Origin of the sequence: Streptomyces sp. DH10, assembly GCF_029813805.1 — a bacterium.
Lineage (GTDB): Bacteria > Actinomycetota > Actinomycetes > Streptomycetales > Streptomycetaceae > Streptomyces > Streptomyces coeruleofuscus.
In genome coordinates, this window is sequence record NZ_JARVKU010000002.1 from 678,945 (window position 1) to 692,719 (window position 13,775).

General features: G+C 70.7%; 12 protein-coding genes. 10 read left to right on the plus strand and 2 right to left on the minus strand.

The window, feature by feature from the left end; translation table 11 throughout:
• Nucleotides 1-85: 85 nt before the first annotated feature.
• A complete protein-coding gene (locus tag QC385_RS06740; RefSeq protein WP_082320043.1) occupies nucleotides 86-541 on the minus strand; it encodes a metallopeptidase family protein in 456 nt (151 codons plus the stop codon).
• A 294-nt stretch (nucleotides 542-835) separates the two neighbouring features.
• Between QC385_RS06740 and QC385_RS06745 the strand changes: the two genes are divergently transcribed.
• The 9 genes from QC385_RS06745 to QC385_RS06785 all read left to right on the plus strand — a co-directional run bounded on the left by QC385_RS06745 (nucleotide 836) and on the right by QC385_RS06785 (nucleotide 11,021).
• Nucleotides 836-1,258: a DUF3499 domain-containing protein gene (locus QC385_RS06745; RefSeq protein ID WP_279540334.1), complete on the plus strand. Its 423-nt coding sequence runs from the start codon at nucleotides 836-838 to the stop codon at nucleotides 1,256-1,258.
• A 118-nt stretch (nucleotides 1,259-1,376) separates the two neighbouring features.
• A complete protein-coding gene (locus tag QC385_RS06750; RefSeq protein ID WP_279540368.1) occupies nucleotides 1,377-2,993 on the plus strand; it encodes an L-lactate permease in 1,617 nt (538 codons plus the stop codon).
• A gap of 103 nt (nucleotides 2,994-3,096) precedes the next feature.
• A complete protein-coding gene (locus QC385_RS06755; protein ID WP_279540335.1) occupies nucleotides 3,097-4,461 on the plus strand; it encodes a phosphomannomutase/phosphoglucomutase in 1,365 nt (454 codons plus the stop codon).
• A gap of 245 nt (nucleotides 4,462-4,706) precedes the next feature.
• Nucleotides 4,707-4,877, plus strand: a complete 171-nt coding sequence (locus QC385_RS06760) for a Trm112 family protein (RefSeq protein WP_279540336.1) — start codon at nucleotides 4,707-4,709, stop codon at nucleotides 4,875-4,877.
• Nucleotides 4,878-5,006: 129 nt separating this feature from the next.
• Nucleotides 5,007-6,134: an SIS domain-containing protein gene (locus QC385_RS06765; RefSeq protein ID WP_279540337.1), complete on the plus strand. Its 1,128-nt coding sequence runs from the start codon at nucleotides 5,007-5,009 to the stop codon at nucleotides 6,132-6,134.
• A 56-nt stretch (nucleotides 6,135-6,190) separates the two neighbouring features.
• A complete protein-coding gene (gene manA / locus QC385_RS06770) occupies nucleotides 6,191-7,342 on the plus strand; it encodes a mannose-6-phosphate isomerase, class I (RefSeq protein WP_279540338.1) in 1,152 nt (383 codons plus the stop codon).
• Nucleotides 7,343-7,496: 154 nt separating this feature from the next.
• A complete protein-coding gene (locus QC385_RS06775; RefSeq protein ID WP_279540339.1) occupies nucleotides 7,497-8,465 on the plus strand; it encodes a cation diffusion facilitator family transporter in 969 nt (322 codons plus the stop codon).
• Nucleotides 8,466-8,828: 363 nt separating this feature from the next.
• On the plus strand, nucleotides 8,829-10,286 hold the full coding sequence (ahcY, locus tag QC385_RS06780) for an adenosylhomocysteinase (protein WP_279540340.1): 1,458 nt from the start codon (nucleotides 8,829-8,831) through the stop codon (nucleotides 10,284-10,286).
• Nucleotides 10,287-10,406: 120 nt separating this feature from the next.
• A complete protein-coding gene (locus QC385_RS06785; RefSeq protein ID WP_279540341.1) occupies nucleotides 10,407-11,021 on the plus strand; it encodes a hypothetical protein in 615 nt (204 codons plus the stop codon).
• Nucleotides 11,022-11,056: 35 nt separating this feature from the next.
• Here the strand turns inward: QC385_RS06785 and QC385_RS06790 are convergent, their stop codons facing one another.
• The gene (locus QC385_RS06790; protein WP_279540342.1) at nucleotides 11,057-12,046 is read right to left on the minus strand and encodes an RDD family protein; all 990 of its coding nucleotides are present in this window, start codon (nucleotides 12,044-12,046) and stop codon (nucleotides 11,057-11,059) included.
• A gap of 127 nt (nucleotides 12,047-12,173) precedes the next feature.
• Between QC385_RS06790 and QC385_RS06795 the strand changes: the two genes are divergently transcribed.
• Entirely contained in the window at nucleotides 12,174-13,181 is a 1,008-nt protein-coding gene (locus tag QC385_RS06795) for a stage II sporulation protein M (protein ID WP_279540343.1), read from the plus strand.
• The last annotated feature ends 594 nt before the right edge of the window (nucleotides 13,182-13,775 follow it).

Below are 13,775 nucleotides of genomic sequence, written 5' to 3' on the forward strand. Positions count from 1 at the left end.
CTGACCGCCGCGGTCGGTGCTGCGGAGGTAACCCTGACCACTGCGGTCGGTGCTGCGAAAGCAGCCCTGACCGCAGCCGGCCGTCTCAGCCCTGGTCCTCGCCGTACCGCGGATCCACCGTCTCCGGCGTCAGCCCCAGCAGCTCGGCGACCTGCTCGACGACGATCTCGTGCACCAGCGCGGCCCGCTCGTCGCGCCCCTTGGTGCGGATCTCGACCGGCCGCCGGTAGACCACCACGCGCGCGGGGCGCCCCTCGCGGGCGCTGATCGTGCCGCCCAGCGGAACCGCCTCGTCGTTCCAGGCCTGGCCGGGCCCGTCGAGCCGCGGCACCTCCAGCACCAGGAAATCGATGTCGGCGAGCTGCGGCCACCGCCTCTCCAGGCGTTCCACGGAGTCCTGCACCAGATCCGCGAACGCTTCCGCGCGGCTGGCGGCGAGCGGTACCTGCGGCGGTGCGATCGGGCCGCGCATGCCCCGGCCGTGGCGGTCACGGCGGCGGGGCCCGGGGGCGGCGGCTCGGGGCGTTACGGGCTTGTCCATCACTGGTGAAGGGTAGTCCCCGCCGCGCCCCTGCGCCCGGCACCGCACGGCGGTACGGACGGCTTCCGGCCGACCGGTACGGCATGTCGTTACATGACCATTCCAGCCAAGGTTGGGCTCGAATCCGTATCCCGCCGAGACCGGCGACCTCACGGCAATTGAGGGCTTTGTGACGACTCTTGACCGCTTGAGGGACTGTTCGGCACCCCGGACGGGGGTGTCCGGGCAGGTCAGCGAGGTGTGCACGAAGGGGGGTGTGGGACGTTTCACAGCACGACACGGGGGAGTGACCTGGTGGAGAGTCGTCGCGGCCCGCTCAAGAGTGCGGTACCGTCCAACGTCGTGAGCCCTGTACGTCGCTGTTCGCGCACCGCCTGCGGCCGTCCCGCCGTCGCGACGCTGACGTACGTCTACGCCGACTCGACCGCGGTCCTCGGCCCGCTCGCCACCTACGCCGAACCCCACTGCTACGACCTGTGCGCCGAGCACTCCGAGCGCCTCACCGCCCCGCGCGGCTGGGAGGTCGTCCGGCTCCTCGACGGTTCGGCCCCGGCGCGTCCCAGCGGCGACGACCTGGAAGCGCTTGCGAACGCCGTACGGGAGGCGGCCCGTCCCCAGGAGCGGGCGGCCGGGGCCGGTGGCGGCCGGCGTGCGGCCGACCCGATGGAGGTCGCCCGGCGAGGGCACCTGCGCGTCCTCCGGTCACCCGACAACTGACCGCATCCCCGGTTCCTCCCCGCGCACACCCATTGACGCGGACTTGGCGCGGACATGACCATTCCGTTTTGAGGTCGCGAGAAATCGCTTTCGCATGACGGAAACCGGGGAGGCGCCCGTGTACGTCCAGGAACTGGAACCCGTCGCCGGCTCACTGGGCCTGTCCGCCCTCGTGGCGGCCCTGCCTCTCCTGATCGTCCTGGTCCTGCTCGGAGGCGTCCGCATGAAGGCGCACCTGGCGGGCCTGACCGGCCTCCTCGCCGCCGTTCTCGTCGCCCGGCTCGCGTACGGCATGCCCCTGGGGCAGACGCTCTCCAGCGCCGCCCAGGGCGCCGTGTTCGGTCTCTTCCCCATCCTGTGGATCGTCGTCAACGCCCTGTGGGTCTACCGGATGACCGTCCGCACCGGGCACTTCGACATCCTGCGCCGGTCCTTCGGGCGGCTCTCCGACGACCCCCGCATCCAGGCACTCGTCATCGCCTTCTGCTTCGGGGCGCTGCTGGAGGCGCTCGCCGGCTTCGGTGCGCCCGTCGCGATCAGCGCGGTCATGCTGGTCGCCCTCGGCTTCGAACCGGTGCGCGCGGCCGTGGTCGCCCTGGTCGCCAACACCGCGCCCGTGGCCTTCGGCGCGATGGGCACCCCGGTCGTCACGCTCGCCCAGGTCACCGGCCTGCCGCTGGAGTCCGTGGCGTCCGTGGTGGGCCGTCAGACGCCCCTGCTGGCCCTCGTGGTGCCCCTCGTGCTGGTCTGGCTGGTGGACGGCCGGCGGGGTCTGTGCGAGACCTGGATGCCCGCCCTCGCCTGCGGAGTCGCCTTCGCCGTCGCCCAGTTCGCCGCCTCCAACTACGTCTCCGCCCAACTCGCCGACATCGGCGCCGCCCTGGCGGGCGCGGGCGCCCTGGCCGCCGTCCCGCACGCGCGCGTGCCCGCCGCCGAGTCCGTCCGCGCCTCCGTGCTGACCGGCGTACGCAGCGAGGAACTGGACGAGGAGGACCGGCCCCGCGAGGTCCTGCGCGCCTACGCCCCCTACGCGCTGATCGTCCTGATCTTCTCCGTCGCCCAGATCCCGGCCGTCAAGGACCGGCTGGACCAGGCCACCCAGACCTACGACTGGCCCTTTCTGCACGTGCTCGGCTCCGACGGCGAACCGGTCGGCGGCAACGTCTTCACCTGGCCGATCGTGTCGACCGGCGGCACGCTCGTGCTGCTCGCCGGCATCTGCACGGCCGTCGTCATCGGTGTGCACGCGCGCGTGGCGGTGAAGGAGTGGCTCGCGACCGTCCACGAACTGCGCTTCGCGATCCTGACGGTGACGTCCGTACTGGCGCTCGCGTACGTCATGAACCTCTCCGGGCAGGCGGCGACCATCGGCCACTTCGTGGCGGCGGCCGGAGCCGGGCTCGCCTTCCTGTCGCCCGTCCTCGGCTGGTTCGGCGTCGCCGTGACGGGATCGGACACCTCTGCCAACGCCCTCTTCGGCGCCCTCCAGGTGACCGCCGCCCGCGAGTCGGGGCTGTCGCCCGACCTGCTGGCCGCCGCCAACAGCTCCGGCGGCGTCCTCGGCAAGATGATCTCCCCGCAGAACCTCACCATCGCGTGCGCGGCCGTCGGACTCGCGGGCCGCGAGGGCGACTTGCTGCGCAAGGTACTGCCGTGGAGCCTGGGCCTGCTGCTGGTGATGTGCCTGATCGTGGTCGGCCAGAGCACGCCCGTCCTGGGCTGGATGCTGCCCTGACCTGAGGCTACGGCGGGGAGTACCTCTTGGCGTCCGCCCAGCGCGCTGTCGGCGGCCGGGGGTAGTTTGTGCGGACCGACAGTACTTTTCAGGAAGGTTGGCCGTGGCTGCTGATCTGTCGCAGGTCGTGAAGGCGTACGACGTACGCGGGGTCGTCCCCGACCAGTGGGACGAGTCCCTGGCCGAGCTCTTCGGAGCGGCCTTCGTGCGGGTCACCGGCGCGAGCGCCATCGCCACCGGGCACGACATGCGGCCCTCCTCGCCGGGCCTGTCACGCGCCTTCGCGCGCGGGGCGGCGGCGCTGGGCGCCGACGTGACCGAGATCGGCCTGTGCTCGACGGATCAGCTCTACTACGCCTCGGGCGCGCTGAACCTGCCGGGCGCCATGTTCACCGCCTCCCACAACCCGGCGCAGTACAACGGCATCAAGATGTGCCGCATGGGTGCCGCCCCGGTCGGCCAGGACACCGGCCTCGCCGAGATCCGCGAACTCGTCGAGCGCTGGAGCGAGTCGGGCGCCCCCGAGCCGGCCGCCACGCCCGGCACCATCACCGGCCGCGACACGTTGTCGGACTACGCGGCGCACCTGCGCTCCCTGGTCGACCTGACCTCCATCCGCCCCCTGAAGGTCGTCGTCGACGCGGGCAACGGCATGGGCGGCCACACGGTCCCCGAGGTCTTCGCGAGCCTGCCCCTGACGCTGGTCCCGATGTACTTCGAACTCGACGGCACGTTCCCCAACCACGAGGCCAACCCCCTCGACCCGGCCAACCTCGTCGACCTCCAGAAGCGGGTCCGGCAGGAGGGCGCCGACCTGGGTCTCGCCTTCGACGGCGACGCCGACCGCTGCTTCGTCGTCGACGAGCGCGGCGAGCCCGTCTCTCCGTCGGCCATCACCGCCCTGGTGGCCTCCCGCGAACTGGCCAGGCACGGCGGCAAGGGCACGATCATCCACAACCTGATCACGTCCTGGTCGGTCCCCGAGGTCGTCGCGGAGAACGGCGGCACCCCGGTCCGCACTCGCGTGGGCCACTCCTTCATCAAGGCGGAAATGGCGCGCTCGGGCGCGATCTTCGGCGGCGAACACTCCGCCCACTACTACTTCCGCGACTTCTGGAACGCCGACACGGGCATGCTGGCCGCCCTCCACGTCCTGGCCGCCCTCGGCGGCCAGCCGGGCACCCTCTCCGCCCTCGTCGCCCAGTACGACCGCTACGCCGGCTCCGGCGAGATCAACTCCACGGTCACCGACCAGACGGCCCGCCTCGCCGCGATCCGCGCCGCGTACGAGGGCCGCGAGGGCATCACCCTCGACGAACTGGACGGCCTGACCGTCTCCGCCACCGACTGGTGGTTCAACGTCCGCCCCTCCAACACGGAGCCACTGCTCCGCCTGAACGCGGAGGCGAGGGACCAGGAGACTATGGCCAGAGTGAGGGACGAGGCACTGGCGATCATCAGGGGCTGACGGGCCGGCGAGTCCAGCCTCTTGTCCGACCGGTTCGGGCGGCGGGTGGGCGCAAGCCCGGGGGCCAGGGGCGACGCCCCCTGGCGGGGCCAAAGGGGCGGAGCCTCTTCACAGAGCCCAGCACCCACCCGCCGCATCCACCAACCACCCCCGCCCCACCCCCACCGGCGGTACCCTGACCAGGCACATCCGCACCACCCCGAACACCAACGCCCCACCCCGCCCCATCCCCGAAGGGACCCCGCATGGCACTCGAAGCCGGCCTTCTCGACATCCTCGCCTGCCCGGCCTGCCACGCCCCCCTCCAGGAGCAGGACACCGAACTGCTCTGCACCGACCAGACCTGCGGCCTGGCCTACCCGGTGCGCGACGGCATCCCCGTCCTCCTGGTCGACGAGGCCCGACGCCCCGCGTAGGCCCCGCCCGGGCAGACACACCCGCGTGAACCCCCGGTGCACATAGCCCCCGGCACAACGGGCACCGATCGAAGGACACCCCAAAAAGCGGGGCCCGGAATGGACCCCGGCCATCGGAGGCTGCCGCCCATGCTCGACGAATCGCTGCTCGACTCCCCGGAGGGCCTCTCCGAGGCCGACCACCGCGGGCTGCTCCGCGGCGCCGCAGAAGCCGGCGCCCGCGTCCGCACGGCCGCCCGCCACTCCGCCGAGGCCGGCATCAACGACCTCAAGCCCGACGGCCGCCCCCGCGCCGTCCTCATCGCCGGCCCGGGCGCCGCCGCCACCCACGCCGCCGACCTCATCGGCACCCTCGCCGGTGCCGGCAGCCCGGTCACGCGGCTGGCACCCACCGGCGTCGCCCCCGCCGCGGGTGCCCTGCGCTGGGAACTGCCCGGCTGGGTCGGCTCCGTCGACCTCCTCCTGATCACCACCCCGGACGGCAGCGAACCCGGCCTGTCCCTCCTCGCCGAACAGGCCTACCGCCGCGGCTGCAACGTCGTCGCCGTGGCCCCGAGCCGCTCCCCGCTCGCCGACGCGGTGAACGGCTCGCACGGCCTGTTCGTCCCCATGGCGACCGCCCCGTACGACCAGGACGAGCCCCTCGCCGCCTCCGCACCCGGCGTCCTGTGGGCGCTGCTCACCCCACTGCTCGCGCTGCTGGACCGCACGGGAGTGCTCGTCGCCCCGCCGGACGCCCTCGGCAAGGTCGCCGACCGCCTCGACGCCATCGCCGAACGCTGCGGCCCCGCCATCGCCACCTACAGCAACGCCGCCAAGACCCTCGCCGCCGAACTCGCCGACGCGCTCCCCATCGTCTGGACCGAGGGCATCTCGGCCGGTCCGGCGGGCCGCCGTTTCGCCGCCGCGCTCGCCGAGCTGTCCGGCACCCCCGCGGTCGTCGCCGAACTCCCCGAGGCCCTCGCCGCACACAGCGCCCTGCTCGCCGGCCCACTGGCCGCCAGCGCCGACCCCGACGACTTCTTCCGCGACCGCGTCGAGGAACCACCCGCCCTGCACGCGCGCGTGGTGCTCCTCCGCGACCGCCCCATCGGCGGCCTCACCGCCGCCCCCGGCGCCCGCGACCTGGCCCTCAGCCATGACACGCCGATCAGCGAACTGGAACCGGAGGAGGGCGGCGAGCTGGAGACCCTCGCGGAACTGATCGCCATCACGGATTTCGCCGCGGTTTACCTGGCGCTCGCTTCGAGGGCCTGATCATGCCAGGGACATCCTGACGCGCCAGCACGCCCGAACACGCAAGAGAGATCCCCATGGACCGCCTCGACAACACCATCCGCCCCTACGCCTGGGGTTCTCCCACCGCCATCCCGCACCTGCTCGGCACCGAACCGACCGGCGAACCGCAGGCGGAGATGTGGATGGGCGCCCACCCGGGCGCGCCCTCACGTACCGACCGGGGCACGCTCGTCGAGGTCATCGACGCCGACCCGGAAAAGGAACTCGGACCGGCCGCGGTCGCCAAGTTCGGCCCCCGCCTGCCCTTCCTCCTCAAGATCCTCGCCGCCGGCGCCCCGCTCTCCCTCCAGGTCCACCCCGACCTGGAGCAAGCCAGGGAGGGCTACGGGGACGAGGAGCGCCGCGGCATTCCCGTGGACGCCCCGCACCGCAACTACAAGGACGCCAACCACAAGCCCGAACTGATCTGCGCCCTCACCGAGTTCGACGGCCTGTGCGGTTTCCGCGACCCGCTCGCGGCCGCCGGCCTGCTCGACGACCTCGGCGTCGACTCCCTCAAGCCGTACGTCGACCTGCTGCACGCCCACCCCGAGGACGCCGCCCTGCGCGAGGTCCTCACGGCGATCCTCACCGCCGACCCCGAGGAGATGTCCCGGACGGTCGCGGAGGCGGCCACCGCCTGCACCCGCCTCGGCGGCGCCTACGCCCCCTACGCAGACATCGCCCACCACTACCCGGGCGACCCCGGCGTCATCGCCGCCATGCTGCTGAACCACGTCCGGCTCCAGCCCGGCGAGGCCCTCTACCTCGGCGCCGGCGTCCCGCACGCCTACCTGAACGGCCTCGGCGTCGAGATCATGGCCAACTCCGACAACGTCCTGCGCTGCGGCCTGACCCCCAAGCACGTCGACGTCCCCGAGCTCCTGCGCATCGTCCGCTTCCGGCCCAGCGACCCCGGCGTCCTGCGCCCCGAGGCCTCCCCGGACGGCGAGGAGCTCTATGAGACCCCGATCGACGAGTTCCGCCTGTCCCGCTACGTCCTTGCCGAGGCGGGCAGTGCCCACGACCTCACCCGCGCGACCCCGCAGATCCTGCTCTGCACCGCCGGTTCCGTCCGGGCGGGCGAGCACGACCTGACCCCGGGCCGGTCCGTCTTCGTCCCGGCCGGCGAAAAGACCGAAGTGTCCGGAACCGGCACGCTCTTCCGGGCCACGGTCGTCGCCTGACCGTTTCGATGCCCCCCGTGCTGGTGACCTGAAGCACCGCGGCCCGAGCGGGCTGCAACAATGGCCCACCGTCAAGCACGGGCAAAGTCGCGGGCGGCGCAGCAAGGCGAGCGCCCGGGCCCTGGAACGGCGTACGAAGGGACAACGCGAACATATGAGCGCGTCAGGCGGCACCAAGGCGATCGTGGCGGCACTGGTCGCCAACCTCGCGATCGCGGTAGCGAAGTTCGTGGCGTTCCTCTTCAGCGGCTCGTCGTCGATGCTCGCCGAGTCCGTGCACTCGGTCGCCGACTCCGGCAACCAGGCACTGCTGCTGGTCGGCGGCAAGAAGGCCAAGCGCGAGGCCACCCCGCAACACCCCTTCGGCTACGGCCGCGAGCGTTACATCTACGCCTTCCTCGTCTCCATCGTCCTCTTCTCGGTCGGCGGCATGTTCGCCCTCTACGAGGGCTACGAGAAGATCAAGCACCCGCACGAGCTGACGAACTGGTACTGGCCGGTCGGCGTCCTCGTCTTCGCGATCATCGCCGAGACCTTCTCCTTCCGCACGGCCATCAAGGAGTCCAACGTCCTGCGGGGCAAGCGCTCCTGGAAGGAGTTCGTCCGCCACGCCAAGGCCCCCGAGCTCCCGGTCGTCCTCCTGGAGGACCTCGGCGCCCTCGTCGGCCTGATCCTCGCCCTCGGCGGCGTCGGCCTCGCCCTGCTCACCGGCGACAGCGTCTGGGACGGCATCGGCACCCTCTGCATCGGCATCCTGCTCATCCTGATCGCCCTGGTCCTCGCCGCCGAGACCAAGTCGCTGCTGCTCGGCGAGTCCGCCGGCGTCGAGGAGACCCAGAAGATCGAGGCCGCCGTCGTCGACGGCGACACGGTCACCCGCATCATCCACATGCGCACGCTCCACCTCGGCCCCGAGGAGCTCCTCGTCGCCGCCAAGATCGCCGTCCGCCACGAGGAGACGGCCACCGAGATCGCCGCCGCCATCAACGCCGCCGAGGGCCGCATCCGCGAGGCCGTCCCGATCGCCCGCGTGATCTACCTCGAGCCGGACATCTACAGCGAGGCCGAAGCCGCCAAGGGCCCCGACCCCGAGGCAAGCCCCGGCGGCCCCACCGACCACTGACACCACCACCTACGACTCCTCCGGTCACGGGGCCCGCCGAGCCACTCGGCGGGCCCCGCCGCCTTCCACCACTCCCGCACTTCACCGACACCCCCACCCCCGCCCGTCACGGGATCGGCTTGATGTGTTTCCCTGCGGACTGGGGATCGCAGGCGCCCCCGGTGTAGCTTGGGACGGAGCCAGACGTCGCTGCTGATGGCGGTCGGGCGGTCCCACCGCGGACCGGCCGAGGGAGAGAGGGCCTCCGACGGACTGCGCTGCGCACACGCGGGCATGCCTGTGTCCTCTTTCGGGCACCCCTGTGTCCGCCGCCGCGCAGACCAGCCGTACCCACCTCGACCCAATCCCGAGGAGCAGCTCTCAATGACGACTGTCGACAAGCGACAGGACTTCAAGGTCGCCGATCTCTCCCTGGCCGAATTCGGCCGTAAGGAGATCACCCTCGCCGAGCACGAGATGCCGGGCCTGATGGCGATCCGCAAGGAATACGCCGAGGCGCAGCCCCTGGCCGGCGCCCGTGTCACCGGTTCCCTGCACATGACCGTGCAGACCGCGGTGCTCATCGAGACCCTGGTCGCCCTCGGCGCCCAGGTCCGCTGGGCCTCCTGCAACATCTTCTCCACGCAGGACCACGCCGCGGCAGCCATCGCCGTGGGCCCGAACGGCACGCCCGACAACCCGCAGGGTGTCCCGGTGTTCGCCTGGAAGGGCGAGACGCTGGAGGAGTACTGGTGGTGCACGGAGCAGGCGCTGACGTGGCCGGACAGCCCCACCGGCGGTCCGAACATGATCCTGGACGACGGCGGTGACGCCACCCTCCTCGTCCACAAGGGCGTCGAATACGAGAAGGCCGGCAAGGTCCCTGCCGTCGACACCGCCGAGAACGACGAGCACCGCGTCATCCTCGAACTCCTGAACCGCACCATCACCGACGGCTCCCAGAAGTGGACCCAGCTCGCCTCGGAGATCCGTGGCGTGACCGAGGAGACCACGACGGGTGTTCACCGCCTGTACGAGATGCAGCGCGACGGTGTGCTGCTCTTCCCGGCGATCAATGTGAACGACGCCGTCACCAAGTCGAAGTTCGACAACAAGTACGGCTGCCGCCACTCGCTCATCGACGGCATCAACCGGGCCACCGACGTCCTCATCGGCGGCAAGACCGCCGTCGTCTTCGGCTACGGAGACGTGGGCAAGGGTTGCGCGGAGTCGCTGCGCGGTCAGGGCGCCCGGGTGATCGTCACGGAGATCGACCCGATCTGCGCGCTGCAGGCGGCGATGGACGGTTACCAGGTCACGACGCTGGACGAGGTTGTCGAGACGGCGGACATCTTCATCACCACGACCGGCAACAAGGACATCATCATGGCCGGTGACATGGCCCGGATGAAGCACCAGGCGATCGTGGGCAACATCGGTCACTTCGACAACGAGATCGACATGGCCGGCCTCGCGAAGATCCCGGGCATCGTGAAGGACGAGGTCAAGCCGCAGGTCCACACCTGGACCTTCCCCGACGGCAAGGTGATCATCGTGCTGTCCGAGGGCCGTCTGCTGAACCTGGGCAACGCCACCGGTCATCCGTCGTTCGTGATGTCCAACTCGTTCGCGGACCAGACGCTGGCGCAGATCGAGCTGTTCACCAAGCCCGACGAGTACCCGACCGGTGTCTACGTGCTGCCCAAGCACCTGGACGAGAAGGTCGCCCGTCTTCACCTGGAGGCGCTGGGCGTGAAGCTGACCACGCTGCGTCCCGAGCAGGCCGAGTACATCGGTGTGCAGGTCGAAGGCCCGTACAAGCCGGACCACTACCGCTACTGAGCCGAGCAGCACACCGCTGCCGATCAGATCCTCCGAGGCAGGCCCCCGCACCCCCGTGCCGGGGGCCTGCCCCGTTTGACGGACCACGACCGGTCCAGCCCGTCAAGACCCAGGACCCCCATGCCCCGCGGCCGATATTCGCTCCACGATCCGCACGATCACACCCCCCTCGCAGAAGAGCACTTCCACTGCGCCATCGGCCCTTCCGGCTGGCGCTACGTCTCCCAGCTGACCACCCCCTCGGGCGATCACCACGGCTCCGTCGACCTCACCCTCGACGAACTCGGCCGCCCCATCCGCCTCGAACTCCACGCCGCCGCCTGGCAGGTCCGCGGCGCCGCCCTCGACGGCGTCACCTGGGTCCGCACCGACCCCACCGGAACCGATGCCACCGAAGGCAATGTGCGCGCCCACGCCTTCACCGGCACCTCCCCGGCGTTCCTCATCGCCACGACCCGTCTCCTGCGCCTCACCCCCTCCTCAGCCGGCACCCGCGTACGCCTCGTCGCCTTCACGGACCCAGTCCTCGCCCCGCGCACCGTGGACCAGTCCTGGACCTTGCTGAAAAGAGAAGCACACGCCACTGACAACGGCCCCCTGACCGTGGACGAATACCAGGTCACAGCCCTGGACACGGGCGAACAGCACTCCGTGCACATCGCCGGCGACGTGGTGCTCGCGGCCCCCGGCATCGAGCTCGAAGACCTCGAATCACCGCCGTCGGTGTTCCTCTGAGCGCAACCCCCGCTGAACGGGCAGCCCCGCCCTCCCTACGACGGCGGCACGAACCCGGTCCCGGGCCGATCGCCGGCCGGCACCTCATGCGACTCCTCGGGCCTAGCCCCGCCGGACGACTCGACGGCCGCGCCGGGCGGCACGACCGGCGGCCCGTAGGCAGCGGACGTCGCGCCCGCCACTGAAGGGGTCTCAGCAACTGAAGCCGCATTGGCAGCCGGATAGGCCTCAGCAGCCGGAGGGGCCCCGGCAGCCGACGGGGTCGGCGACGTCGGTCCGCTCCCGAAAGCCCGCCGGGCCTCCCGCGATTGCCGTTCATGCACGACCGCCGCCAGATACGCCGCCGGCGGCACACCCTGCGGCACCGGAACCCCCGTACGTTCGGCGAGATCCGACGCCAGCCGCTCCGCCATGGACCAGCCCACCTGCGGGTCCAGCTGCTGCATACGCGTCAGGTACTGACGGACGGCGAGCCACAGCCCGTCGGGCACGGCGGACAGATCGAGCCCCGAGAACCGCCCCGCCAGCCAGGGCGGAGGAGGCGGCACGAAGGCGGTCCGCGCGACCGGAATCCGCTCCCTTACGACGAGAGTCCCCGCGAACACATCGCCCAGCCGTCGCCCACGCGCCGATACGAACGAGGCGATACACGCGACGACCCCGAAGGTCATGAGGATCTCGATGACCGCGATCAAGCCCCTTACCAGCGCATGCCGGAACCGGATCGGCCCCCCGTCGTCCCGCACCACTCGCAGACCGCACGCCACCTTCCCGAGCGAGCGCCCGTGACTGAGCGTCTCCACCGCGATCGGCCCGCCCACCAGCACGAGAACGAACGTCGCGATCGACAACGCCGTCTGCGCCGCCTCGTCCAGCGAGGCCGTGGAAACCACGATCGCGATGGTCACCGCCACGTAGACGGCCATGGCCACCACAAGATCCAGCAACACGGCCAGCGCCCTGCTGGGCAACCTCGCGGGGCGCAGCTCCAGCGCCACCGCCTCGCCCGTCACCAGCTCACTCACGCCCGCCGTCCTTCCCCTGCCCTGCCCCCGACAGGGCCAGTCTGCCAAGCTGAAGGCGCATCGCGCCGCAGTACGACAAGCTGATCCACGAGAGCCGCCGACGAACAGCCGAGGAGCAGGCACACCGATGGACCTCGACGTCTTCGTCTCCGCCCACCGAGCGGAGTGGGACCGCCTCGAAGCTCTGCTGCGTCGCCAGCGCCGCCTCAGCGGTGCCGAAGCCGACGAACTCGTCACCCTCTACCAACGCACCGCCACGCACCTCTCCCTGATCCAGACCAGCGCCCCCGACCCCCAGCTGACCGGCCGGCTCAGCCAGCTCGTGGCACGCGCGCGCAGTGCCGTGACAGGCACCCGTCGCGCCTCCTGGCGCGACGTGACCCGCTTCCTCGCTCACGGCTTCCCCGCCGCCGTCTACAAGTCACGCCACTGGTGGGTACCCACCGCACTGCTGTCCACGGCGGTCGCGGCGCTCCTTGGCTGGTGGATCGGAACCCACCCCGAAGTACAGGCCTCCCTCGCGGCCCCCAGCGAACTGCGCGAGCTCACCCGCCCCGGCGGCCAGTATGAGACGTATTACTCCAGCCACCCGGCCGCCAGCTTCGCCGCCCAGGTCTGGACGAACAATGCCTGGGCCGCGGCCCTGTGCCTGATCCTCGGTGTCTTCCTGGGTCTCCCGGTCATCTGGATCCTCTTCCAGAACATGCTCAACCTCGGCATCGGCGTCGGCCTGATGTCCTCGGCCGGCCGCCTCGACACCTTCCTCGGTCTGGTCCTCCCGCACGGCCTGCTCGAACTGACCGCCGTCTTCGTAGCCGCCGGCACCGGCCTGCGCCTCGGCTGGACCCTCATCGACCCGGGCCCCCGCACACGACGCACCGCTCTCGCGGAAGAGGGCCGTGCCGCCATCGGCATGGCCATCGGCCTGGCCGTGGTCCTCTTCATCTCCGGCGCCATCGAAGGCTTCGTCACCCCGTCCGGCCTCCCCACGTGGGCCCGCATCACCATCGGAGTCGTCGCCGAACTGGCCTTTCTGGCCTACGTCTATGTCCTGGGCGGCCGTGCCGCCCGCGCCGGCGAGACCGGCGACGTGGAGGCGGCGGAACGCAGCGCCACCGTGCCGACAGCCGCCTGAACGGCCCCGCGGCAGCCGGATGTGCGACCACCTCCGTTCAGCTGCTAGTCTCCTCTTCGCCCCACAGGAGCCGTTGACACGGCGCATGCGGGGAGGTAGATTCGAACAGTTGCCTGGACAAGGGGTTCAACCCCGGATCGGCGACAGTGAGCATCTGTCTGCTTCGTGAAACGTTGATTTCACTGAAGCCCCTCCCGATGAATCGGAAATGCGTGGCCGGTCAATCCGGCCCGGAACCTCTGATAAAGTCGGAACCGCCGGAAAGGGAAACGCGGAAGCGGAAACCTGGAAAGCGCCGAGGAAATCGGGTCGAGAAAAGATCTGATAGAGTCGGAAACGCAAGACCGAAGGGAAGCGCCCGGAGGAAAGCCCGAGAGGGTGAGTACAAAGGAAGCGACCGTTCCTTGAGAACTCAACAGCGTGCCAAAAGTCAACGCCAGATATGTTGATACCCCGTCTCCAGCATCAGCTGGGGCGAGGTTCCTTTGAAAAAACACAGCGAGGACGCTGTGAACGGTCGGGCTTATTCCGCCTGACTGTTCCGCTCTCGTGGTGTCGACCGGATTACCGGTAAACATTCACGGAGAGTTTGAT